The sequence below is a fragment of the Allochromatium vinosum DSM 180 genome (assembly GCF_000025485.1).
GTDB classification, from domain to species: domain Bacteria; phylum Pseudomonadota; class Gammaproteobacteria; order Chromatiales; family Chromatiaceae; genus Thermochromatium; species Thermochromatium vinosum.
On sequence record NC_013851.1, the window covers coordinates 1,582,381 to 1,606,437 of the forward strand.

Annotated in this window: 17 protein-coding genes; 9 read left to right on the forward strand and 8 right to left on the reverse strand. The window is 65.3% G+C overall.

Features of this window, described 5'->3' with window-relative positions; all coding sequences use genetic code 11:
* Window positions 1-12: 12 nt before the first annotated feature.
* From ALVIN_RS16570 to ALVIN_RS16575, 3 genes are all read right to left on the reverse strand, one after another.
* Window positions 13-2,850: a PAS domain-containing hybrid sensor histidine kinase/response regulator gene (locus ALVIN_RS16570; protein WP_050750298.1), complete on the reverse strand. Its 2,838-nt coding sequence runs from the start codon at window positions 2,848-2,850 to the stop codon at window positions 13-15.
* Between the two features lie 49 nt (window positions 2,851-2,899).
* Entirely contained in the window at window positions 2,900-3,769 is an 870-nt protein-coding gene (locus ALVIN_RS06780; RefSeq protein ID WP_012970584.1) for a transporter substrate-binding domain-containing protein, read from the reverse strand.
* A gap of 134 nt (window positions 3,770-3,903) precedes the next feature.
* Complete coding sequence (locus ALVIN_RS16575) at window positions 3,904-8,016, reverse strand: response regulator (protein WP_012970585.1); 4,113 nt, start codon at window positions 8,014-8,016, stop codon at window positions 3,904-3,906.
* 182 nt (window positions 8,017-8,198) lie between these two features.
* Here ALVIN_RS16575 and ALVIN_RS06790 point away from each other — a divergent pair, with 182 nt between their 5' ends.
* On the forward strand, window positions 8,199-8,501 hold the full coding sequence (locus tag ALVIN_RS06790; protein ID WP_043795555.1) for a hypothetical protein: 303 nt from the start codon (window positions 8,199-8,201) through the stop codon (window positions 8,499-8,501).
* Between the two features lie 58 nt (window positions 8,502-8,559).
* Here ALVIN_RS06790 and ALVIN_RS06795 read toward each other — a convergent pair whose 3' ends face one another.
* Entirely contained in the window at window positions 8,560-8,949 is a 390-nt protein-coding gene (locus tag ALVIN_RS06795; protein ID WP_012970586.1) for a hypothetical protein, read from the reverse strand.
* A 538-nt stretch (window positions 8,950-9,487) separates the two neighbouring features.
* Complete coding sequence (locus ALVIN_RS06800) at window positions 9,488-9,952, reverse strand: Lrp/AsnC family transcriptional regulator (RefSeq protein WP_012970587.1); 465 nt, start codon at window positions 9,950-9,952, stop codon at window positions 9,488-9,490.
* 313 nt (window positions 9,953-10,265) lie between these two features.
* Between ALVIN_RS06800 and leuA the strand changes: the two genes are divergently transcribed.
* Entirely contained in the window at window positions 10,266-11,909 is a 1,644-nt protein-coding gene (leuA, locus tag ALVIN_RS06805; protein WP_012970588.1) for a 2-isopropylmalate synthase, read from the forward strand.
* Window positions 11,910-12,064: 155 nt separating this feature from the next.
* Window positions 12,065-13,288, forward strand: coding sequence for an HD-GYP domain-containing protein (locus tag ALVIN_RS06810; protein WP_012970589.1), 1,224 nt, complete (start codon window positions 12,065-12,067; stop codon window positions 13,286-13,288).
* A gap of 61 nt (window positions 13,289-13,349) precedes the next feature.
* Here the strand turns inward: ALVIN_RS06810 and ALVIN_RS06815 are convergent, their stop codons facing one another.
* The 3 genes from ALVIN_RS06815 to ALVIN_RS06825 form a co-directional block, all read right to left on the reverse strand.
* Window positions 13,350-13,685: a hypothetical protein gene (locus tag ALVIN_RS06815; RefSeq protein WP_012970590.1), complete on the reverse strand. Its 336-nt coding sequence runs from the start codon at window positions 13,683-13,685 to the stop codon at window positions 13,350-13,352.
* Between the two features lie 314 nt (window positions 13,686-13,999).
* Complete coding sequence (recN, locus tag ALVIN_RS06820) at window positions 14,000-15,667, reverse strand: DNA repair protein RecN (RefSeq protein ID WP_012970591.1); 1,668 nt, start codon at window positions 15,665-15,667, stop codon at window positions 14,000-14,002.
* A complete protein-coding gene (locus ALVIN_RS06825; RefSeq protein WP_012970592.1) occupies window positions 15,661-16,560 on the reverse strand; it encodes an NAD(+) kinase in 900 nt (299 codons plus the stop codon). Before ALVIN_RS06825 ends, recN begins: the two co-directional genes overlap by 7 nt.
* Window positions 16,561-16,787: 227 nt before the next feature.
* Here ALVIN_RS06825 and hrcA point away from each other — a divergent pair, with 227 nt between their 5' ends.
* The 6 genes from hrcA (at window position 16,788) to selD (ending at window position 24,050) form a co-directional block, all read left to right on the forward strand.
* A complete protein-coding gene (gene hrcA, locus ALVIN_RS06830; protein ID WP_012970593.1) occupies window positions 16,788-17,864 on the forward strand; it encodes a heat-inducible transcriptional repressor HrcA in 1,077 nt (358 codons plus the stop codon).
* A 100-nt stretch (window positions 17,865-17,964) separates the two neighbouring features.
* Window positions 17,965-18,621 carry a nucleotide exchange factor GrpE gene (gene grpE / locus ALVIN_RS06835; protein WP_012970594.1) on the forward strand — a complete coding sequence of 219 codons (657 nt, stop codon included), beginning with the start codon at window positions 17,965-17,967 and terminating at the stop codon, window positions 18,619-18,621.
* An 86-nt stretch (window positions 18,622-18,707) separates the two neighbouring features.
* On the forward strand, window positions 18,708-20,642 hold the full coding sequence (gene dnaK / locus ALVIN_RS06840; RefSeq protein WP_012970595.1) for a molecular chaperone DnaK: 1,935 nt from the start codon (window positions 18,708-18,710) through the stop codon (window positions 20,640-20,642).
* A 65-nt stretch (window positions 20,643-20,707) separates the two neighbouring features.
* Window positions 20,708-21,865, forward strand: coding sequence for a molecular chaperone DnaJ (gene dnaJ, locus ALVIN_RS06845; RefSeq protein ID WP_012970596.1), 1,158 nt, complete (start codon window positions 20,708-20,710; stop codon window positions 21,863-21,865).
* A gap of 29 nt (window positions 21,866-21,894) precedes the next feature.
* Window positions 21,895-22,854, forward strand: coding sequence for a PDC sensor domain-containing protein (locus ALVIN_RS06850; protein WP_012970597.1), 960 nt, complete (start codon window positions 21,895-21,897; stop codon window positions 22,852-22,854).
* 140 nt (window positions 22,855-22,994) lie between these two features.
* Window positions 22,995-24,050 carry a selenide, water dikinase SelD gene (gene selD / locus ALVIN_RS06855; protein WP_263053328.1) on the forward strand — a complete coding sequence of 352 codons (1,056 nt, stop codon included), beginning with the start codon at window positions 22,995-22,997 and terminating at the stop codon, window positions 24,048-24,050.
* Window positions 24,051-24,057 lie beyond the last annotated feature (7 nt).

The window sequence follows — 24,057 nt, forward strand, 5'->3', positions numbered from 1 at the left end:
CATTGACCAATGTCATTGCTGTCGACCTGAATTCAATTCTTGACAAAATGCCCGAGTCAAAGCCGCCGCGCCATTCAGGTCGAAATCTGTGACGGCGTTCTCGATATCGAGCAAGGAATCCTGCAACGGCTCGCGCAGTTGTCGCAACAGATCTTCCGCCCGCCCGAGATCATGCTGTTCCAGCGCGTCGAGCAGCGCCTTCAGCCGCTCCAGCACGTCATCGGCGTGCATGGTCGAGGCGAATCGCTGTCGCGGTGTCTCCGAGCGTTGGGGCGCTGAGTCGGCGATCGCGTCGCGCGTCGCGTCGAAGCCGGCGTGCAGATCGGGCAGGATGTCCAGGGCCGCCGCCGTTTCGCCGGCGATCAGGTGCGACTCCAGTCGCCGGGCCAGCGCGGCCAGACGCGGCAGCGCCAGATTGCCGGCGGCACCGGCCAGCTTGTGGGCCAGTGCCGCCGCCGCCTTGAAGTCGCCTTGCCGACACAGGGTCGCCAGGGTGTCACCCGTGTCCGCGTACTGGACCCCGAACTTCTCCAGGTAGGTCTGGTAGACCTCGGTACGGCCCCATTGCTTGATGCCCGCCGCTCGATCGAGGATGGGAGGCGCGGGATCGGCTGGATCGGACGCCGGTTCCGAAGACGCCGGCACCTGGATGTCTCCCGATGAGACGACCCCACCGGACGGGCGAATGTGACGCTCGATCAGACTCTGGAGCTGCTCGGTCTCGAAGGGCTTGGCGATGAAATCGTCCATGCCGGCCTCGCGGGCTTTTTTGCAAAACGCCTGAAAGTCGCCGGCGGTCGAGGCGATGATCGGAAGCCCTTGACCATACGGCCGGGTGCGGATCAGGCGTGTCGCCGTGTAACCGTCCATGTTGGGCATCTGTACGTCCATCAGCACCAGATCCACATCGCGATGGTGGGCGTCCAGCCAGTCCAGTGCTTCCTGACCGTCAACGGCGAGAACGACGCTCGCGCCCATGCCTTCCAGCACATACTGCATCAGATCACGGTTGATCTCGGTGTCGTCGACCACCAGCACCCGCACGCCGCGCAGTCGCGGTGCCGCGTCCTCCGACGGTTGTGCCGCCGTCACCCCGGACAGCGCGCGCGGATCGCGCCGGAACGGCAGCTCGAACCAGAATTCGCTACCCCGGCCCAGCTCGCTCGTCACCTGGAGCCGGCCGCCCATCGCGTGCACCAGTTGCTGGCTGATGGCCAACCCCAGGCCGGTGCCGCCGAAACGACGGCTGATGGAGCCGTCGGCCTGATTGAAGGCCGAAAAGATCGCGGCCTGCTGCGCGGGGGCGATGCCGATTCCGCTGTCACGCACCGAGAAACGCAGGCGCACTTCCCGCATGTCTTCGGATTCCAGATCGACCCGGATCTCCACCCGGCCCTGTTCGGTGAACTTGACGGCATTGGCCAGCAGTTTGAGCAACACCTGCTTGAGGCGTCGCTCGTCGCCGATCAGGTCGTTCACCTCGGGCAGTGGCGCGATCTCCAGCTCCAGGCCCTTGCGTCCGGCCTCCGTCTCCATGATGGCGGCGAGATCCTCCAGGACGCGTCGCAGATCGAAGGGGGAGGCGGCGATTTCGAGCCGGTTGGCCTCGATCCTGGAGAAATCGAGGATATCCTCGATCAAGTTCAGCAGCAGGGCTCCGGACACCTGGATCTTGCGCACCAGATCATGGCTCTCAGCGTCCAGCCGACGCCGGTAGAGCAGATTGCAGAATCCCAGCACGGCATTCATGGGCGTGCGGATCTCGTGACTCATGGTGGCCAGAAAGACGCTCTTGGCCTGGTTGGCGGCCTCGGCCTGCTCGCGGGCGGCCATGAGTTCGGCGGTGCGCTCCGCCACCAGATCCTCCAGATGGTCGCGATGATTTTGCAACTCCTGCTCGGTGAGCTTGAGTGCGGTGATGTCGCGGCCGATGCCCAGCACGCCGATCAATGTCCCGGCCGAATCGCGGATGGGTGTCTTGACGACCTGGATCAGCTCGCGATGACCGTCGCTCGCAAACGCCAGGACTTCCTCGTTGACATGCGGACCACCGGCCGCGATCGCATTCTGATCGTTGGCGCGGAAGAGATCGGCTTGCGCCCGATCGACGAAGTCGTAATCGGTCTTGCCGACGATCTCGGCTTCCGGGAGGCCGAGTAACGATTCGAAACGCGGGTTGCAGCCCAGGAACACACCGTTGGGGTCTTTCAACCACACCAGATCGGGGATGGCGCGAAACAGCGTCTGGAGTAGCGTCTGGCTCTCGCGCAGGGCGTTTTCCGCCTCAGTGCGCGCGGCGAGCATCAGATGCTGCTGACGGATCGCCACGGCCAGGATGGCGATGATCAGGAGCAGGGAGAGGGCCGAGCCGCCCAGGGTCAGCGCGAAGTTGTGATCGCTCTGGCGGTCCAGTCGGGTCAGCGTGTTGCGTACCGCTATGTCCAACTGCTCGGCCTGACGCTCCAGCTCAGCGTAGAGGATGCGCAGTTGCACCAGGGTGCGCGGCTTGGCGGGGTCGTCAGGATTCCAGTCGATGAGTCGCCGCTCGAACTCCAGAACGTTGCGCCGGAACGGCTCTGCGGCGGCCATATCGAGCCACCCTGGTACATCGAGCGCCTGTTCGAAGGACTGGATCGCCTGCCTCAACAGGCCCAGGGCGCTGTCGCGACTGAAGGGCGCGTCAGGTGTGTCGGCGAGATTCCAGTGGAGAAAGCCCTCGGCCAGATCAAGCCGCGCCTGACGGATCTCGTCGAGAGAGTCGGTCGTGGCTTCCAGCACGGCGCGCTGCTGAAAATGCTGCCAGAACAGCAGGGAACAGACCCCGGCCGCCAGCACAATGGCCAGGCTCAACCCGAATCTCAGCCTGAACGCGAAGGGTGGCTGGCTGGAGTGCGTGTGTTCAGTCATGCGTAGACCCATGAGCAACCGGCCGTGGAACCTCGGCAGGACTGAAGCCGAAGCGCCTCAGCAGTGCCTGATGTTCGGCACCGCCGATATAGTCGCGCGCCGCTTCATCCCAGGCTTGGGCGAGCCGTTGATCGATCAAGCGAAAGGCAAAGGCGCCGATGCCATAGTCCGCGCCGGCGAATGTCGACTGTTTATCCGGCACCTGGACCAGTTCCGCACCGGCGAGTGGGGCCTGTTCCAGGCGCCAGCGTAGCGTGGGCGACGACAGCGCCAGGGCGTCGGCCAGTCCGGATTCGACGGCCCTGTAGCCGGTGAGGGCGTCGGGAACCTGTACCAGCCGCTCGTCCGCCAGCCCCACCCGGTGCAGCAGGGCTTGCTCCACCGAGCCGGCGATGACCGCAGCACGCAACTCGGGCTGACCGAGCAGATCCTCGCAGGCACGCAGTCCGTATGGATTGCCCTTGGCCACCAGCAGGGCCGGACGCACCCGGAAGGTCGGTCGGGAGAAGCGAACCTGCCGCGCGCGTTCGGCGTTGACGAAGAGTCCGGCGGCGATGACGTCGATCCGTCCCGTTTGCAGCGCGGGGATCAGTTCGCTGAAGGCCATCTGCGACCAGACGATGTGCTCGATGCCGAGTCGGGCGACGAGGATCTTGGCGACCTCGGGCGACTCGCCCGTCACCTCGCCACCGGGTGTGACGAAGGCATAGGGCGGCTCGACCGCATAGCCGATACGGATCACGCCCTCGGCACGGACGCGGGCCAGGGTGTCATCCGGCTCCGGGCCAAGGCTGAACGATAGGATCGCCGCACCGGCCAGCGCGAGTGGAGCGAGAATCAGGGTCCATGGACGGATGTTCATCAGTTTTGGCGAAAAGCCCCACTCAGCCGACGATGGCCATGGCGGATTTTAGCAGCCGGGATCGCCTACAGCGCATTGGCCCAGCGATATGATGCGTTCGATCGACCAGGCGTTTGTGTCGCAGCGCTGTATGCTCAACGCGCCAGATGAATGGACAATGTCGCCGCGAGCGCGTGCACGGCCTCCATGCCGGCTTTGGCATCGAACGCCTCGGCCGCTTCGCGTAGCGGGGCGAGGCGTTCGCTGGACAGGTGAGCCGCGAGCGCCTCCAGGGCCGGTCCGGCCGCCGGGGGATCGAATCGTTCGAAGGCGCTCAGGGCCTCGCGCAGCCGGATTTCGATCTGTGCGTGAGGCGGTTCCATGGACGTTTCAGGTCGAACCTCGGGCGGAATGGTCATGGCGGCGGTGGTGTCCGGCGCATAGCGGGCGATGGACTCCAAGGCTGTCGTAATGGCGTCGCGTAGCGCCTCTACCGAGATGGTCAGCCCCGCCGCCAGTCGGTGTTCCAGGACATCGGCCTGATTGGCGACTTCAGTCAGGCCCATATTGCCCGCCGCGCCCTTGAGCTTGTGGGCGAGTCGTTGCGCCGCCTCGGGTTCGGCGTCGGCGATGGCCTGGGCGCTGTCGGCATAGTCGCGCCCGAAGCGGCGCAGGTACTGGCGATAGAGGTCCGGCTCCCGCCAGATGGCCAGTCCCCGGTCGATGGCGATACCGGGCAGGTCCGGGTGCGGTGCGACTGACGGGGCGGGCCGTGTTTCATGTGCGCTGTCTGCCGGCTTGTCCGCCGCGTGGTGCGCATCAGTCGGCGGTGTCACCAGCGACAGGATCAGTGCCACGGTCTCGGCGACGTCGAACGGCTTGGACAAAAAGGCATCCATGCCCGCTTCCAGCGCCGCGCTCTGCTGATCGCCCACCGTATCCGCCGTCAGCGCGACGATGGGGAGTCGCGGCAGGCTGGGCGTCTCGCGGATCAGGCGTGTGGCGGCGCGCCCATCCATGACCGGCATCTGCACATCCATCAGCACCAGATCCACCGCGTCCGGATGGGCGATCAGCCAGTCCACGGCCTCGCGTCCATCGTTGGCCAGGTACACCTCGGCGCCCTCGTCGCTGAAGATGCGCTGGGCCACGTCGCGATTGATGTCGCTGTCATCGACCACCAGCAGGCGCAGACCCGCCAGTCGGGGCGCGTTGTTTGGCTTCGGATCGGTGAGCGGCTGGACGCCCAAACGCTGTCGGCGCGCCTGGATCACGGCGTCATGGAGTGACGAGGGCGTCAGCGGCTTCGACAGAACCATGTCGAACCCTGCTGCGCCCGGCGTTTCCGGCTCCGGCTCCGGTTCGCGCGGCGCACAGGTCAGCCGGAACAGCAGGGGCTGGGCCGCGTTCGGAAGGGCCTGACGGATCGCGGAGGCGATAGCCGGCCCATCCAGTTCGGGCGGGCGATGATCCAGCAGCACGAGTGCACCCGGTCCCTGCCAGGTGCTGTCGCGCTGCACGAGGTTGAGTGCCTGATGCCCGGATGCCACCTGGGTCGCGGACCATTTCAACGCCGTGACCGTGGCCGCGAGCGCCTCGCTCACGAGCGGATCGTCCTCGACGATCAGCACCCGCATCCTGGCCGTCCCAGTCAGATGGCTGGAGGCGGTGTCCAGTACCTCGAAGCGCAGCTCGAACCTGAAGGTGCTGCCCTCGCCGGGACGGCTGTCGAGTTCCAGGCGCCCGCCCATGAGTTCCACCAGACGCCGCGAGATGACCAGTCCGAGACCGGAACCGCCGAAGCGGCGCGTGGTGGACGCATCGGCCTGAGCGAAGGGCTGGAACAACCGTGACTGCGTGGCCTCGTCGATGCCGATGCCCGTGTCCCGAACCGAGAAGCGGACCCGGATCTCGGAGGCGGTGCGTTCGAGCAGGTCGACCCCGACCTCGACGCTTCCGGAGGCGGTGAACTTGACGGCATTGCTGGTGAGGTTGATCAGCACCTGGCTGAGACGCAGCGCATCGCCGAGCAGGGTGCAGTCGAGGCAGTCCGGCGGTCGGATGACGAGTTCGAGCGGTTTGTCGCCAGCGGTGACGGTCATGATGGTGGCCAGGCCGTCGAGCACCTCGTCGAGCTGGAAGGGCGCGCGCTCGATCTCGATATGGCCCGACTCGATCTTGGAGAAGTCGAGGATGTCGTTGAGGATGCCCAGCAGATTGCGTCCGGCCAGATGGATCTTGCGCGTCAGTTCGTGCGCCGCATCCGGCAAATCCATGCGCTCCAACAGGTAGGCCAGTCCGAGCACCGCATTCATCGGCGTGCGGATCTCGTGGCTCATGTTGGCCAGGAACTCGCTCTTGGCGCGTGCCAGCCGCTCGGCTTCGGCGCGTGCCGCCGTGAGTTCGGCGGTACGCTCCGCGACCAGCTCCTCCAGATGCCGACGGTGCAGCGCCAGCTCCGCTTCCGCACGCTTGAGTTGGGTGATGTCGCGCCCGATGCCGAGCACCCCGATCAGGGTGCCGCGCGTGTCATAGACGGGCGCCTTGATCACCTGCACCAGCTCGCGATGACCATCGCCGGCAAAGGTCAGCTCCTCCTCGTTGCTCCGAGGACCGCCGGCGGCGATGGCGGCGAGATCATTGGTGCGGAAGAAGTCTGCCAGCGTGCGCGGTACGAAATCGTAGTCGGTCTTGCCAATGATCTGTGACTCGGAGGCGCCATATAGTCTTTCGAAGCGGGCGTTGCAGGTCAGGTAGACACCTTGGGTATCCTTCAGCCACACCAGGTCGGGAATACTGCGGATCAGGGTGCGCAGTAGCTCCCGATTGTCCTGCAAGCGCTGTTGACTCGCGCGCAAGGCCAGCTCGGTCTCCTTGAGCTCCGTGACGTCTTCGGTCAGGAGCGTGATCCCGCCAACCTGATCATCGGCCATCCGCCAGGGATGCACTTCCAAACGCTTCCAGCGCAGGCGGCCGTCGGCGCATTCGACGTGCTCTGCCTCAAATTTGACCACCTCGCCGGCGAGTCCGCGCGCATGGGCCGCTTTCCAGTGCTCAGGGAGATTGGGACAGACGCTGTCATACCGTTGGCCAATGAGGTTGTGTTCGAGCATCCCGATATCTTGCAGCCACTGCCGGCTGACGATCAGATAGCGCATCTCACGATCGAGCATGGCCAGCGAGGCCGGCGTGCAGTCGATGAGGATTTGCAGCAGCTCCTCGTTTTCACGCAGCTGTTCGAGCGCGTTGAGCCGTTCGGTCTGGGCTTCCTGGGTTGCGGCGACCAAGGCGAGCTGGTGGCGCTGTCGCAACACGCGCGCCCCGGATATGACGCTGATGCTCATCAGCACCCCAACCAGTGCAATGAGCACGATCTCAAGCGCCACGGACGCCCAGATTTCGGCCAGATCCAGTTTGGCGACCACGAACCAGTCGGTTCCGGCGACGGCTTGCGCCACGCCCAGACCGAGAACCCCCCGATAGTCGTATCCCACCGTCAACTCGCCCAATGGGAATTCGCCGCGCACCTGTCGCGCCGCCTGCAAGCGGTCGCTGGTCAGCGGCAGACGAAACCGCAGTGCCGCGTCCGGCTGATGACGCAAGGGACAGAGATACAGCACCTGATCGCCATCGCGCCGGAAGAGAAAGCTCTCGCCGCTCTGGCTGAAGTCGTGCTGGCCATTGACGGTCGGACACAGCCGATCCTCGAAGTTGGCGTTCAGAACCACCAGTGGCGTGTGTTCTTCATCCGTCTCAAGCGGTACCACATAATCCAGATGCGTTTGGCCGCTATCATCGAGATAGGGGCCGATTCGCTGAACGTGGCGACTCTGGTTGGCATCCCGCAAACCTTGCAGCAGCTCGGGCGAGGTGTGTGTGTGGCTGTCCGGTGTATTCCAGACAAGCCGATCATTGTGATCGTAGAGATAGATCGCCTGAAAACCGCGCGCGATGAGCAAGGGGCCCAGCCGTGCCCACATGCGCTCTGCCGCGTCGCGGTCGCCCTGAAGCCAGTGCTGATAATGATTGCGCAGGCTGGGGCTGAAACGTATCACCTCGGCGTCGCTCTGGCGTTCGAGCAGCCAATCGGCGATCTGTCGCGCATGTAAATCGGCCATCGCCTCAAGGCGAATACCCTCGCGCGTCTGCCGTTCTTCCAGGACATAGAGGATGCCGAACACGCAGAGCGCGATGATGGCGAGGACGACCAGGAACTCGGTTGCTCGGGCGTACCGGCCAGGACGTGGAAGCGTGATCGAGGCGTTCATGCGGTTTGCCTCATGGCATTGAGTCCTGGGGCGAGGTGGACGCGGCGGATCGAATTCCGACCTTCCGATGTGAAAATCCGAAGCACAGAAATCGGGTAGCGCCCTATTTTTGTCAAGGACTCCGGATTCCACTTGGCAGTCTAACTCTCGTCTGGCTGTGTTGCCGGCATCGGCCATCGTTTTTGAACGCGTCGACGCTGACCAGAACGGATTGGGGTGCCGAACTCGGCGAGACGCGGATCTATTACGGCCGTGCCGATGAGGAGTGCGCGAAGAAGAACGGGAAGCCCGCCGCCATCAAGGCGACTCAGGCCGCCGCCGTGCTGGCGCGGCGTGCCGGCTGCGTGGCTTCTGAGAGCGGCGAGGCGAGTCTGAAGGGCGGAAACGAGCTGATCGAGGATGCGGTGAGCGGCCGGGTCGGTCTGGACGCGCGACCGGAGGCGGCCCGGCCCCTGTGCGCGAACAGGCCGCCGAGAAGCGGCTGAGCTACGATGAGGCGGCGTCCGGCTATCGAAGTCGAGCGGGCCATGGATGACGTCCCATTCAATGGTTTGCCGCTCGGGCCGCCTCTTCGCGTGTGTAGAAGCGATCCTCGTGCACGAAGCCCGAGACGACCTCGGCGACGACCGCCACCACATGGCCGGCGTTGTCACGTGCCCGCACCCAGGACTCGGGCAGTCCGTCGAGCACATGGATCGGCGCCGGCGTTCCGTCACTGAAGCGCGACAGCACGCACTCGCCACTGCGCCGATTCAGATAACCGGGGCGGAAGCCGAGACCGGCATTGTTCCGGCTGACACCAGAGGTATTGGCATAGAGCCGGTTTTCGTGACGCAGCGTCATGTCGTTCAGGACACCGCGCATCCGCCGTTCGCGCTCCTGGCGTTCTTGGCCGGCGACCTGTTGTTGGAGACGTTCATCGTGGTCGTTCATCAGTTCCTCCGCGAGAAACCCCGTCTTTCAGGGCGGGGAGGGATAGCGGCTGCGACAGTGCCGCCGCCGAAATGGGTGCAGGCTTTCCACCTGCCGGGCCGCGAGGCTCTGCCCGTAAGGGCCTGGTGACGGGGCCACGTCTCACGACGTGGCCCGCTCCCCTCGACCATGTTATCCGTGGGTTTTCGCACCCTTTCGGGTCCATCCCTGGAGGCGGCACTGGCTTCGTACCCCGTAGACCTGTTTAACCGCCTGCCGCAGTGTCCGGGACTGAGGAAGCATCCCGGAGTGCCTATTACACCGACTCGCGTCGGATTCCACGGTAACGCTGCCCCTCTCGGGGCGTGGTCTGGTCAACGTCGGAGCTTGCTTTCACAAGCTCCCGCCTTCAGGCGGGGGTCGTTGACGGCTCACCTCGATTGGCGAGTGCGTTCTCTGTGCAAATCAGAAGGCATCGCGCGTGCCAGCCTGTCGGTTTCGTTCGGCGTCGGCTCCAGGCTCGGGGCCGGAAGAGGCTCCTGCGCCGCGCGATCTCGTATCAGGTTATCGGCAGATCCCGGCGTTCCAAGACCCGTCGGAGGACGAAACTGGAATGCACGCCCGCCACACCTTCCAACCGTGTGATCTTGTTCAACAAAAAATCCTGATAGGCCTCCATGTCGCGCACCACGACCTTGAGCTGATAGTCAGCGTCCCGTCCCGTGATGAGCAGGCATTCGAGCACTTCCGGCATATCCTTGACGGCGGCGTCGAAGCGCTCGAAGCGCTCGGGCGTGTGGCGGTCCATGGAGATGCTCAGGATCACCATGAGACTCAGGTCGAGTTTCTTCGCATCGAGTTCGGCGTGATAGCCGGTGATGAATCCGGCTTCTTCCAGCGCGCGAACGCGCCGCAGACAGGGCGAGGGCGAGAGTCCGATGCGTTCGGCCAGATCTTGGTTGCTGAGGCGTCCGTCGCGTTGCAGTTCGACGAGGATCTGACGGTCGTAGCGGTCGAGTTTCATGTGCATGTCTCGATGACGGCGTTCGGGCTGTCAGGGTTTGACAGAAGGGTGTCAGGATTTATCAGGGCAAAGCATTTTGGCAGGATATTGCGCAAAAAGCCTATTTCGCTGCCATCTTCGCAATCGAATGCCGGTTGGTTTGGGATAGTCTAATCACCGTCGACTCACCGGTCGACCTCCCGGTAAAGGCCCACAAGGCCCGCACCACCCCGGCTCGGTCCAACCCGGACCAGGAGCCAAGCGCCCGATCCGCGACCCGGAGACCGGCCAAGACCCTATATCGATACGACACCGACCGCACAGGAGACATCCCATGAGCCGCTTCGACCACCGACGTTACCGCCCTGGCCCGGTGGTGAACCTGCCCAACCGCCAGTGGCCCAATCGAACCATCCGCGAGGCTCCGATCTGGGCCAGCGTCGATCTGCGCGACGGCAATCAGGCGCTGCACGAGCCGATGAACGTCGAGCAGAAGCGGCGTCTCTGGGATCTGCTGGTGCGGCTCGGATTCAAGGAGATCGAGGTCGGTTTTCCCGCTGCCAGCCAGCCCGATTACGACTTCGTGCGCTGGTTGATCGAAGAGGATCGCATCCCCGAGGACGTGACCATCCAGGTCTTGGTCCAGGCGCGCGAGGATCTGATTCGCCGCACCTATGAGGCGCTCGCCGGCGTGCGTCAGGCGATCGTCCATGTCTACAACTCCACCTCGCCCGTGCAGCGCGACTGGGTGTTCGGCCAGGACCGCGAGGGCGTGAAGGCGATCGCGCGTCAGGGCGCAGAGTGGGTGGCGCAGGGCGCGCGCGATTATCCCGAGACGCGCTGGACCTTCCAGTACTCGCCCGAGAGCTACACCGCGACCGAGCCGGACTATGCCATCGAGGTCTGCGAGGCGGTGCTCGACGTCTGGCAGCCGACGCCTGAGCGGCCCTGCATCATCAATCTGCCGGCCACGGTCGAGGTGTCGAGTCCGAACGTCTTCGCCGATCAGGTCGAACATTTCGCCAACCACATCAGCCGGCGCGACGCGATCGTGCTCTCGGTGCACACCCACAACGATCGGGGCGGGGCGGTGGCGGCGGCCGAGCTGGCCTTGCTGGCCGGTGCCGACCGGGTCGAGGGCACCCTGCTCGGCAATGGCGAGCGCACCGGCAACGCCGATCTCCTGACCCTGGCGATGAATCTCTACAGCCAGGGCATCGATCCGAAGCTCGACCTCAGCCGCCCGGACGAGATCGTCGCCGTCTGCACCGAATGCACCGGCCTGCCGGTCCATCCGCGTCATCCCTGGGTCGGCGAGCTGGTCTACATGGCTTATTCGGGCAGCCATCAGGACGCCATCCGCAAGTGTCTGTCACGCCAGACGCCGGATGCGCCCTGGAACGTGGCCTATCTGCCGATCGACCCGGCCGATCTGGGACGCAACTATCAGGCGGTGATCCGCGTCAACAGCCAGTCGGGCAAGGGCGGCGTGGCCTTCGTGCTGGAGCAGGAGTTCGGTCTGAGTCTGCCGCGCTGGTTGCAGGTCGAGCTGGCGGCGCTGGTCCAGCGCGAGAGCGAGACGCGCGGCGGGGTGTTGGACGCGGCGCAGATTCGCGCCATCTTCGAGCGGCACTTCATCGTCGATCAGGCGCCGCATCGGTTGCTCGGCTATCGGCTCGACCGCAATGGGCACGACGTCATCGAGGCGCGGATCGGCACCCCGGACGGTGAACGGATGCTGCACGGCCAAGGGCAGGGCGCGATGGCGGCCTTCGTGGATGCCTGGACGCGCTGGAGCGGCCGGAGCCTCTCGGTGCTGGACTACCAGGAGCACGCCATCGGCGAGGGCACGGATGCCGAAGCGGCGGCCTATGTCCGGGTCGAGATCGACGGGCAGGCCATCACCGGCGCGGCGATCGACCGCGATACCGTGGCCGCCTCATTGAGAGCCTTGCTCTCAGCGCTGAATCGTCGTTAGAGTGTGATCCTACAACCCGTCCGCGCCACGGAATCCGTGATCGGCGGTTCCGTGGCGCCGGTGTCATCCCGCTGGAGTGCGCCGGATACGCACCCCCATGGCTTGACGGCACGGTTTGACGGATTTCCACCCTCTCGCTTCGGATGCGCTGTTGCATGATCAAGAAGATCGACGTCGCCGACCTGCGTGTCGGCATGTATGTCCACGACCTCAACTGCGGTTGGCTGGATCACAGCTTTTTGCGCAGTCGGTTCCAGATCAAGTCCGAATCCAACATCGACCGCATCCGGCGTCTGGGTGTCCAGGAACTCTATATCGACACCGACAGGGGCGACGATCTGTCCGAGGCGCCGACCGAGGGCGAGGTCGTCGAACGGCTCGAACAGGAACTGGTCGAGGTCGGCGAGCAGGAGCACGTCCTGCCGCAACCGGTCTCGCTGGCCGAGGAGCGGGTGCAGGCCCGGCGCATCCACAACGAAGCGCTCCAGGTCATCAACGGACTCATGCGCGATGCCCGGCTCGGACTCCCGATCACGCTGGAACAGGTGCGCAACACCATCGGCGAGATGGTCGGCTCGATCTTCCGCAATCAGAACGCGCTCATGGCACTGGCGCGTATCCGCCATACCGACCGCTATACCTTCGAGCACTCGGTCAATGTCTCGGTACTCATGGTCTCGTTCGCGCGCGAACTGAACCTGGAGCCAGGCGTGATCGAGGAGATCGGGATCGGTGCCCTGCTGCACGACATCGGCAAGACCCAGGTGCCGGACGCGATCCTGAACAAACCCGGACGGCTCTCGGACGAGGAATTCGCGATCATGCGCAGCCATGCCGCCCACAGCCGCGACATACTCGCCGCCATTCCGGGGTTTTCGCCGACGGCGCTCGCGGTCGCCGCCGAGCATCACGAGCGTTTCGACGCCACCGGCTATCCCGACGGCAAGGGCGGCGAGTCGATCTCGCTCTATGGCCGGATGGCGGCCATCGTCGACGTCTATGACGCCATCACCTCGGATCGCGTCTATCACAAGGGCATGGAGCCGCATCAGGCGTTGCGCAAACTGCTCGAATGGGGCCGCTTTCATTTCGATCCGCAACTGGTGCGTCAATTCATCCGCTGTGTCGGTATCTATCCGGTCGGCAGTCTGGTGCGGCTGGAGAGCAACCGGCTCGGCGTGGTGCTGGAAAACGGTCGCGAAGGACTCATGGAACCCATCGTGCGCGTGGTGATGGATGCGCGCTGGCGGCGCTTTCTGCCGGTCGAGGACGTGGATCTGTCGCGCAGGGTCCGAGGTCGGCCGGATCAGATTCTCGGCGCCGAGGCGCCCGAACAGTGGGGGATCGATTGCGAGGAGGTGCTGCGCCTGCCCTGCTGACGCGCCGAGGCCCGCGTGCAGCGGGCCTCGGTGTCTGCTCGATCGTCGTGATCGCTGTTCTTCAGCCCGTCCTCGCGGTGAGGGCCGAGTCCTGGGGCACGACGCTCAGGACGTTACTCATGATGCGCGGGATGCGGCGGAGGATCTCGGGATGATCGCTCAGGACCACGACCCGCGCGCCGATGTGCTGGAGTCGTTCGTTGAGCATCCAAAGCAGCGCCAGACCGGAGTCGAAGACCCGATCCAGGGAGGTCAGATCCATGATGCAGGTCTGAAGGTTGGCGGGGATCGCGGCGAACACGCGGCAGACTTCGTCGGTGATCGTCAGATCCAGGTTGCCATGGAAGGAGAGGTCGAGCCTGTCCTCGCTTGGGATGAACGATGTTGTCAACGGCATAGTAACCATCCTCCAGTGATGTGCCGCAAGCCGGTCAGGGTTTACGGCAACGGGTTGGGTCTCTTATGAGCACTCGGGACGCCCTGACGACCGGCCGGCGCTGATTATGGACCCATTGATCAGTGTTTGGCCAGTGTCCCGTCAGGTGATCCCGCGGCTCTCGAGGGCCGAGCAGGAGGGTCTTTGCGTGCAAGCCCACCATTAACATGGGTTTCGGGTCTGCGAGGAATCCGTATGACTACTCAAGTGCAGTCGTTTCCACGACAGGACCCGGAGCGACGACCTGCGGTTCGACCGCGAATCGGGCGCGGCGTTCAGCGTGTCCAATCGAGCATCTCGCTGGCATGGTCGCGGGTACGCGCGGTGATCTCGGTGCCGCCGAGCATTCGGGCGATCTCGTCGACGCGCGCGCGGTCGTCGAGCGGTTCGATGCGGGTGAAGGTCTGGCCGTCGATGGTCTCCTTGCGCACGCGCAACTGATGGTGGGCCTGGGCGGCGACTTGGGGCAGGTGGGTGACGCACAGCACCTGACGCGACTCGCCGAGCCGGCGCAGCAGCCGCCCGACGATCTCGGCCACGCCGCCGCCGATCCCGACATCCACCTCGTCGAAGACCAGCGTCGGCACCCGCCCGCATTCGGCGGTGGCGACCTGGATGGCGAGACTGATGCGCGAGAGTTCGCCGCCGGAGGCGACCCTGGTCAGCGGCTGTAGCGGCTGACCGGGATTGGCGCTGACCAACATCTCGACGCGCTCCAGTCCATTGGCGCTCGCGCGCTCCTCGGGCAGCGGGTCGAGCTGAAGGCTGAACTGACCGCCGTTCATGCCGAGCTGCTGCATCGAGCGCGTGACCGTGGTCGAGAGACGCTCGGCGGCGACTTGGCGTGTGCGTGTGAGTTTGGCGGCGGCGGAGAGGAAGTCGCGCCAGACCCGTTCGCGGCGTTCGCGCAGATCGCCGAGCGTGACATCGGACTGTTCGAGCGCTTCCAGCTCGGCGCGGCGCTGGTCGAGCAGCTCGGGCAGTTCGGTCGGCTTGACGCGGTACTTGCGCGACAGGTCGTGGAGCTGGCTGAGACGGATTTCGACCTCCTGGAGCGCGGCCGGGTCCAGATCCAGCCCGTCGAGGTAGCGGCGCAGTCCGGCCGCCGCTTCGCCGGCATGGATGGCGGCCGTCTCCAGCAGGTCGCGGCTCTCGGCCAGTGCCGGATCGATGCCGGCCAGTTCCTCGATCTCGCGCGTGGCACCGCGCAACTGATCGTCGATCGCCGGCTCTCCATCCGCGAGCAGGATTAGCAGGCGCCCAACCGTCTCCTGAAGCCGTCCGATGTGACTCAGACGACGCTGTTCCTGATCCAGCGACTCGATCGCTTCGACCGTCAGCCCGAGCGCCGAGAGTTCATCGACCTGGAAGCGCAGCAGATCCAGCCGCGCGGCGCGATCGGCACTGGCCGCTTCGAGCGCCTGGAGCCGCTGATCGAGGTCGCGGAAGGTGCGAAAAGTCGTCGCGACCGCCGCGACCTGATCGCCATGCCCGCCATAGGCGTCGAGCAGCTCGCGCTGGGCATTGGCGCGCAGCAGCGATTGATGCGCGTGCTGGCCGTGAATATCCACCAGCCGTTCGCCCAGATCACGCAACTGGGCGCCCGTGGCCGCGCGCCCGTTGATGAAAGCGCGCGAGCGCCCTTCGCGCACGATCAGCCGCCGCACCACGCAGGCGTTGTCATCGTCCAGGCCCTGCTCGACCAGCCAGTCGCGCGCATCCGGGGCGTGATCGAGATCGATCTCGGCCAGGATCTCGGCGCGTTCGCGTCCGGCGCGGATCAGGCTCGCGTCGGCCTTGTCGCCGAGCACCAGACCGAGCGCCTCGATCAGGATCGACTTGCCGGCGCCCGTCTCGCCGGTGAGCGCGGTCATGCCGGCATGGCATTCGAGTTCGAGATGACTGACGATGGCCAGATCCCGGACCTGGAGATAAGTCAGCATGGCGGAGTCCGTGTGATGTGATGCCCGCCCCAGTGGAGCTTGGCGCGGAGGATCTGATAGTGATCGTGTCCCTTGGGATGGATCAGATGCGCCGCGTGCGGATGGCGCGCGATACGCACCCGCGCTTCAGGCGGCAGCCGCAGATCGGTCTGGCCGTCGCAGGTGACCTGCACATGACCCTGCTCCGAGCCGCGCACCCGAACCTCGATCGAACGCCCGCCCGGCACCACCAGCGGGCGGTTGCTGAGATCGTGCGGACAGATGGGCACCAGGAGGATCGCGTCCAGCGCTGGATCGACCAGCGGTCCGCCGCCCGAGAGCGCATAGGCGGTCGAGCCGGTCGGGGTCGAGACGATGAGTCCGTCGGAGCGCTGGGCGCTGACGAAGACGCCGTCGATCCAGATCTCCAGCTCGATCATGCGCGCCGTGCCCCACTTGTGGATGGTCACGTCGTTGAGTGCGGCCTCGGGTTCGCCGGTGTCCTGGTCGGTGACGATCCGGGCATCGAGCATGGAGCGCCGATCCGAGTCGAACTCGCCGGCCAGGACGCGGTCCAGTGCCGATTCGATGTGATCGGGCGAGACGTCGACCAGGAAGCCCAGCCGCCCGAGATTGATGCCGAGCAGCGGCACGTCGTGCGGCGCCATGACGCGCGCGGCGTGCAGCAGGGTGCCGTCGCCGCCGACCACGACGATCAGGTCACAGACCGCACCGAGCCGAGCCGGCGCCAGCGCCTCGCCGACCGGGGCGCCGAGCAGATGGGCGCTCTCGGCCTCCAGCCGCACCTCGATGGCGCGCGCGCGCAGATGTTCGCGCAGGCGCACGAGGGTTCCGCGAACCCGCTCGGGGTCGCCCTGCTTGGCGATGAGGCCGAGCGTCTGGAAAGCGGGCATAGGTTCAACCGCGTCTGTGGGTGGATGAAAAGGTGTCCTGTCGGACGACGTCGCGGATTCTAGCAATGGCTCCAGCCGTTTTCGATGACCGGATCGCTGTGCGCCCAAGTGTGTCCCAACCTTGACAGCTTGAGTAGGAATCCCTAAATTGCGTGTTAGCACTCTAGCTCAGTGAGTGCTAAACGTCATTCACGCATGCGGTTCTGACAGCATCCAACAGGAACATCGTGGGCACCGGGAAACGCACATCCGCCGGCGACAGGCTCCAGACCTCCGAGGGTCAGGTCAGCGAGCGCGCGCAGCATTTCCTCAAGGCGCTCGTCGAGCGCTATATCCGCGAAGGCCAGCCGGTCGGCTCGCGCACCCTGGCCAAGGATACCGGACTCGATCTCAGTCCGGCGACCGTGCGCAACGTCATGGCCGATCTGGAGGATCTGGGGCTGATCGCCTCGCCGCACACCTCGGCGGGACGGGTGCCGACGGTGGCCGGTTACCGGCTGTTCGTCGACGCGCTATTGACGGTGCGTCCGCCATCGGAAAACGACATCGCCGCACTGCGCACCCAGTTCAACGCGCGTCTGGACCCCAAGGCCCTGATCGAGACGGCCTCGAACCTGCTTTCGGGTATCACGCATCTGGCCGGCGTGGTCATGCTGCCGCGTCACGAGCGCCACGCCTTTCGTCAGATCGAGTTGCTGCCGCTGTCGGACTCGCGTGTGCTGGCGATCCTGATCACCAGCGAGGGCGAGGTCCACAACCGCATTCTCAACACCGACCGGCGCTTCACGCCCTCGCAGCTCGAACAGGCGGCGAACTATCTCAACCTGATGTTCACCGGTCAGGACATCAAGGATGTGCGCAAGCGGTTGCTGGAGGATCTCCGGCGCACCCACGCCCATATGGATCAGATGATGATGCGCGCCCTGGCTCTGGCGCAGGACGTGATGGCCTCGGCCGAGGGCCGCGACGACTGCTACATCGCCGGTCAGACCAATCTGATGGAATTCGGCGAGCTGGCCAGTATGGACCGGCTCAAGTCGCTGTTCGACGCCTTCACCCAGAAGCACGAGATCCTGCACATCCTGGACCGCTGCATCGCCGCCGATGGGGTGCAGATCTTCATCGGCGAGGAATCGGGTTATTCGCTGCTCGACGACTGTAGTCTCGTCACCACGCCCTATCGGGTCGAGGAACGGGTCGTCGGGGTACTGGGCGTCATCGGCCCGACGCGCATGGATTATCAGCGTGTGATCCCGATCGTCGATGTCACGGCACGGCTGCTGTCGGCGGCGCTGCGGCAGTGAGGCCCGATCGCGAAGGCAAAGGCAGGCCCCACCGGCGGGCCGCTGACACTGAATCAACGATTGCGCCCCCAGGGGCGGAATTTCAACCGGAGGTTTTTTGATGAGCACGGAACCACAGCGCCCGGAGTCGGCGCCCCAGGAAGCGCCCCAGCGCGACGAGGCGGCCCTGCGCGCGGCCGTGGAAGCCTACAAGGAAGCCGACACCACGCTCGACGAGCTGCCCGTGTCGGCGGACGGGGCGAGCGCCGAGTCCGAGGCCCAGACCGAGGAGCGTTCGATCGAGGAGCTGAGCGCCGCCCTGGATGCCGCGCGCGCCGAGATCGAAGACAGCCGCGACCAGGTACTGCGCGCGCGCGCCGAACTGGAGAACCTCAGGCGCCGTCACGCCCAGGAGCTGGAGAAGGCGCACAAGTTCGCGCTCGACGGCTTCGTGCGCGAGCTGCTCCAGGTGCGCGACAGTCTCGAACTCGGCTGCAACGCGGCACAGGAAGCGAGCGCGGATGTCGACAAACTGCGCGAGGGCACGGAACTGACGCTCAAGCTGCTCGGCGACGTGATGGAGAAGTTCGGCGTGGGCGTGGTCGATCCGGCCAACCAGCCCTTCGATCCCGAGTTCCATCAGGCCATGTCGATGCAGCCGCGCGAAGACGTGCCGCCGAACACGGTGGTGCTGGTCATCCAGAAGGGCTACACGCTCAATGGACGGCTGGCGCGCCCGGCGCTGGTCATGGTCTCGCAGGCGGCGGTCGCGCAATAGACTTGAAGGGCTTGGGGGCTTGCCCCAACTGAACCAATCATTTGGCGCCCGAGCGCCATTCCAAACGCTTTCGGAGAATAGAACCCATGGGAAAGATCATCGGCATCGATCTCGGCACCACGAACTCGTGCGTGGCCGTGATGGAAGGCGACAACGTCAAGGTCATCGAGAACGCTGAAGGCGACCGCACCACGCCCTCGATCATCGCCTACACCGGCGACGGCGAGGTGCTGGTCGGTCAGTCGGCCAAGCGCCAGTCCGTTACCAACCCCAAGAACACGCTGTTTGCCATCAAGCGCCTGATCGGACGGCGTTTCGAGGACGGTGTGGTCGGCAAGGACAAGGACATGGTCCCCTACCGGATCGTCAAGGCCGACAATGGCGACGCCTGGGTCGAGGTCAACGGCAAGAAGATGGCCCCGCCCGAGATCTCGGCCAAGGTCTTGCAGAAGATGAAGAAGACCGCCGAGGACTATCTCGGTCATGCGGTCACTGAGGCCGTCATCACGGTCCCGGCCTACTTCAACGACTCGCAGCGTCAGGCGACCAAGGACGCCGGACGCATCGCCGGTCTCGAGGTCAAGCGCATCATCAACGAGCCGACGGCCGCCGCGCTCGCCTATGGCATGGACAAGAAGCGCGGGGATCAGAAGATCGCCGTCTATGACCTGGGCGGCGGCACCTTCGACGTCTCGATCATCGAGATCGCCGAGATCGAGGGCGAGCATCAGTTCGAAGTGCTCTCGACCAACGGCGACACCTTCCTCGGCGGCGAAGACTTCGACATGCGCATCATCGACTTCCTGGTCGATGACTTCAAAAAGTCGCAGGGCTTCGATCTGCGCAACGACCCGCTGGCGCTCCAACGTCTGAAGGAGGCGGCTGAGAAGGCCAAGATCGAGCTGTCCTCCAGCCAGCAGACTGACATCAATCTGCCCTACATCACGGCGGATCAGACCGGGCCGAAGCATCTGAACGTCAAGCTCACCCGCGCCAAGCTGGAGTCGCTGGTCGAGGATCTGATCGAGCGCACCATGGAACCCTGCCGCATCGCGCTCAAGGACGCGGGCCTAGCGGCCGGTCAGATCGACGAAGTCATCCTGGTCGGCGGTCAGACCCGTATGCCCAAGGTGCAGGAGAAGGTCGAGCAGTTCTTCGGCAAGACCCCGCGCAAGGACGTCAACCCCGATGAGGCCGTGGCCATCGGTGCGGCGATCCAGGGCGGTGTGCTCGGCGGCGAGGTCAAGGACGTGCTGCTGCTGGACGTCACCCCGCTGTCGCTCGGTATCGAGACCCTCGGCGGCGTGATGACCAAGCTGATCGAGAAGAACACCACCATCCCGACCTCGGCCCAGCAGGTGTTCTCGACGGCGGATGACAACCAGACCGCCGTCACCGTGCACGTGCTCCAGGGTGAGCGCGAGCGCGCCGCGAGCAATAAGTCGCTGGGTCGCTTCGACCTGTCCGACATCCCGCCGGCGCCGCGCGGCGTGCCGCAGATCGAGGTCAAGTTCGACATCGACGCCAACGGCATCCTCAACGTCTCGGCCAAGGACAAGGCGACCGGCAAGCAGCAGTCGATCGTGATCAAGGCGTCCTCGGGTCTCTCCGAGGCCGAGATCGCGCAGATGGTCAAGGACGCCGAGGCCCATGCCGAGGACGACCGTCAGTTCCATCAGTTGGTCGCCGCGCGCAACCAGGCCGACACCATGATCCACGCTGCGCGCAAGTCGATGGAGCAACTCGGCGATCAGGTCGAGAGCGGTGAGAAGGAAGCGATCGAAGCGGCCATCAAGGAGCTGGAAGAAGCCATGAAGGGCGAGGACAAGGATCGCATCGAGTCGCTGACCAAGAAGCTCGGCGATGCCTCCGGCAAGATGGCCGAGCGCCTCTATGCCAAGTCCGGCGACGCGGGCGCGGCGGGTGCCGAGCACGACCAGCCCGGTGCCGGCGCGAGCGGTGCGGGCCACGACGACGTGGTCGACGCCGAGTTCGAAGAAGTCAAGGACGACAAGCGATAAGGTGCCAGGCTCGCGCGCCCGTCGGTCTTTAAGGCCGGACGGGCGTAGCAGCCGGAAACAGATACATGGCAAAACGCGACTATTACGAAGTGCTGGGGGTTCAGCGCAACGCCAGTGAGGCCGACATCAAGAAGGCCTTCCGGCGGCTGGCGATGAAATATCACCCCGACCGCAATCCGGGCGACAGCGAGGCTGAGGCCAAGTTCAAAGAGGCCAAGCTGGCCTATGACGTGCTGACCGATCCCAAGAAGCGTTCGGCCTACGATCAGTTCGGCCATGCCGGCGTCGATGGCGCCGGCCCCGGCTTCGGCGGTTTCGGCGGCGGCGGTCCGGGCGACTTCGCCGGTGCCGGTTCCTTCTCGGATATCTTCGGCGACGTCTTCGGCGACATCTTCGGCGGCGGTGGACGCGCCGGTGGTCGGCGTTCACAGCGCGGGGTCGATCTGCGCTATGACCTGTCGCTGACGCTGGAAGAGGCAGTCGCCGGCAAAGAGGTCAAGATCCGGCTGCCGACCTGGGTCGACTGCCAGTTCTGCAACGGTAGCGGCGCCAAGCCCGGCACCAAGCCCAAGACCTGTCCGACCTGTGGCGGACATGGTCAGGTACGGATGCAGCAGGGTTTCTTCTCGATCCAGCAGACCTGTCCCGAGTGTCGGGGCACGGGTGCGGTGATCGAGGAACCCTGTTCGCACTGTCGCGGACGCGGGCGCATCCAGGAAGAGAAGACGCTGTCGGTCAAGGTACCGGCGGGCGTCGACACCGGCGACCGCATCCGGCTGGCAGGCGAGGGCGAACGTGGGGAGCAGGGCGGGCCTCCGGGCGATCTCTATGTCCAGATTCAGGTCATGGAGCATCCGATCTTCACCCGCGAGGACGCCAATCTCTACTGTCAGGTGCCGATCAGCTTCGTCACGGCGGCGCTCGGCGGCGAGCTGGAAGTGCCGACGCTCGACGGCAAGGTGATGCTCAAGATCCCGCCCGGCACCCAGACCGGCAAGATGTTCCGGGTGCGCAACAAGGGCGTCAAACCCGTGCGCGGCGGTGTAGTCGGGGATCTCATCTGCCGGGTGCTGATCGAAACGCCCGTGGATCTCACCGACCGCCAGAAGGAGCTGCTGCGCGAGTTCGAGGCCAGCGTTCAGGAAGGCGGATCGCGGCACAATCCGCAATCGCACTCCTGGCTCGACGGGGTCAAGAGCTTCTTCGAGAAGATGGGACTCTAGAAGCGTTCCAGGATCAGGCGGGTGACGTCATGAGTGAAGCACTGCAAACGGCCGTCGCCCGTCAACGTCTGCTGTTGCGCGGGCGGCTGGCCGGTCTGCTGGAACGGCTGGCGCTCCAGGCCCGTGACGGCTGGCCCGAGCGCGCGTCCCTGGAGCGGCTCCTGGTCGAGGCACTGCCGAACCTGCCGTCCTGCAAGTATCTCTATGTGCTCGACCGGAGCGCACACCAGATCACGGCCAACGCCTCGCCCCAGGGGCTGTTGCCCGAGCATATGGGTCGCGACCGAAGCGACCGGCCCTATCTGGCCGAGGCGCTGGCCGGCGAGCGTTTCTCGCTCTCGCCGGTCTACATCAGCCGCAACGCGCGCCGCCCCTCACTGACCGCGATCCAGCGTATCGAGGACGAGTCGGGCAACTGGCTCGGCTTCCTCGGTGCCGACTTCGACCTGCGCGAGCTGCCGCTGACGCGCGAACTCTATCAGCCCTCCGGCGACTGGGTGCAGCTCAAGGGCGACCCGGCCATCCGGGGAGGGCTCTTCAGCCAGCAGCGCGTCGAGAGCCTGATGGACGCGCGCATCGACGAGGTGCTGGCGCTCCTGGTCGAGCTGATGACCGCGCACGGCGTCTTCCACGGCAAGCTGCACTTCTCCAGCTCGCGCGCCACGCTCTGGACGCTGGACGATCCCTATCGCTACCGGCTACTCGACTACGAGGATCTGGCCGATCCGGGCATCTGTCTGGCCTATCCCCGGCGCGACTACCCGAGCGATGCGTCGATCCCCGAATCGCGGATCGCCGATGTCTTCCACACCTTCCGCGAACTGCGCTTCATGGACGAGACCATCTATCTGCGCTCCGGCTCGCTCAACATCTTCAACGGCATGGTCGGGCTGAATTTTTCCTGTGACGGCTCGCACTACATGCCCTGGCACGAGTTCCTTCGCAAGAGTCTGGGCTTCTGGCTCGGCACGGGTGAGGCCTGCGCCTGAGCCTGATTGCGCCGACTCCGCGACAGGCGCACTGTAGCCGCGAAGAGCCGGAGCGGTTGGTTTTCGGGGGGCGGTGCGCTACCTTAGCCGTCGTTCCCAGAACTTCAACCTGTTGCCGACCGGTTCCAGAGATCCACGCCATGCTCGATCCATCCACCCGCATTCGACTGACACAACTCGCTACCTGCGCGGGCTGAGCGGCAAAACTCGGCCCAGCCGAGCTGTCGCAGGTTCTGCGCGGATTGCCGATCGTCCCCCATCCGGACGTGCTCGTCGGGCTCGAAACGCCTGACGATTGCGGGGTCATGCGTGTGCGCGAGGATCTGGCGCTGGTGACGACGGTGGATGCTTTCACGCCCGTGGTCGACGATCCCTTCGACTATGGGCGCATCGCGGCCATCAACAGTCTCTCCGACATCTATGCCATGGGCGCGCGCCCGGTCTCGGCGCTCTCGGTGGCCGGATTTCCGGATACGCGCCTGCCGCTCGACGTGCTGGCCGAGGTGCTGCGCGGACTGGTCGCGGGCGCGGCCAGCGTCGGTGTGCCCGTACTCGGCGGGCATACGGTCAAGAATCCCGAGCCGCTGTTCGGGCTGGCCGTGACCGGCGTCATCCATCCGGATCGAATCCTGCGCAAGGGAGCGGGACAGGCCGGCGATGTGCTGGTCCTCACCAAGCCGCTGGGCATCGGAGTCCTGACCACGGCGATCAAGAACGAGCGCCTCGGCGCCGAGGGCCTGCGGCGCGTCACCGAGCTGATGCTGACGGCCAATGCCCGTGCCGCCGAGATCATGGTCGAGCAGGGCGCGCGCGCGGCGACTGATATCACCGGCTTCGGGCTGCTGGGGCATCTGCTGGAAATGGTCACGGGTGCCGGCGTCGGTGCCGAACTCCGGTTCGATGCGGTGCCGGTGCTCGACGAGGCGTTCGAGCTGGCCCGACAGGGACTCTTTCCGGGCGGAGCCAGGACCAACCTGCGCGCGTATTCTGAACGGCTGGAGTTCGATCCTGCGCTGGAGGAATGGCAGCGTCTGCTGTTGACCGATCCCCAGACCTCGGGCGGGCTGCTGATCACCTTCGCGCCCGAGCAGGCGGAAGACGCGCTGGCGGCCCTGCAAACGGCGGGCGTCCCAGCGACGATCATCGGTCGTCTGGTATCGTCCGCATCGCCGCGTGTCTGGGTGCGTGGGGATTGAGCGACGG

What these genes read in the sequence shown, in the direction of transcription:
- ALVIN_RS06810 (WP_012970589.1), top strand. Translation starts at nt 12,065, where the DNA reads ATGATCAAGAAGATCGACGTCGCCGACCTGCGTGTCGGCATGTATGTC.
- dnaK (WP_012970595.1), top strand. Translation starts at nt 18,708, where the DNA reads ATGGGAAAGATCATCGGCATCGATCTCGGCACCACGAACTCGTGCGTG.
- recN (WP_012970591.1), bottom strand. Translation starts at nt 15,667, where the DNA reads ATGCTGACTTATCTCCAGGTCCGGGATCTGGCCATCGTCAGTCATCTC.
- ALVIN_RS06825 (WP_012970592.1), bottom strand. Translation starts at nt 16,560, where the DNA reads ATGCCCGCTTTCCAGACGCTCGGCCTCATCGCCAAGCAGGGCGACCCC.
- ALVIN_RS16575 (WP_012970585.1), bottom strand. Translation starts at nt 8,016, where the DNA reads ATGAACGCCTCGATCACGCTTCCACGTCCTGGCCGGTACGCCCGAGCA.
- ALVIN_RS06780 (WP_012970584.1), bottom strand. Translation starts at nt 3,769, where the DNA reads ATGAACATCCGTCCATGGACCCTGATTCTCGCTCCACTCGCGCTGGCC.
- ALVIN_RS06795 (WP_012970586.1), bottom strand. Translation starts at nt 8,949, where the DNA reads ATGAACGACCACGATGAACGTCTCCAACAACAGGTCGCCGGCCAAGAA.
- ALVIN_RS06815 (WP_012970590.1), bottom strand. Translation starts at nt 13,685, where the DNA reads ATGCCGTTGACAACATCGTTCATCCCAAGCGAGGACAGGCTCGACCTC.
- dnaJ (WP_012970596.1), top strand. Translation starts at nt 20,708, where the DNA reads ATGGCAAAACGCGACTATTACGAAGTGCTGGGGGTTCAGCGCAACGCC.
- grpE (WP_012970594.1), top strand. Translation starts at nt 17,965, where the DNA reads ATGAGCACGGAACCACAGCGCCCGGAGTCGGCGCCCCAGGAAGCGCCC.
- ALVIN_RS06850 (WP_012970597.1), top strand. Translation starts at nt 21,895, where the DNA reads ATGAGTGAAGCACTGCAAACGGCCGTCGCCCGTCAACGTCTGCTGTTG.
- leuA (WP_012970588.1), top strand. Translation starts at nt 10,266, where the DNA reads ATGAGCCGCTTCGACCACCGACGTTACCGCCCTGGCCCGGTGGTGAAC.
- ALVIN_RS06800 (WP_012970587.1), bottom strand. Translation starts at nt 9,952, where the DNA reads ATGAAACTCGACCGCTACGACCGTCAGATCCTCGTCGAACTGCAACGC.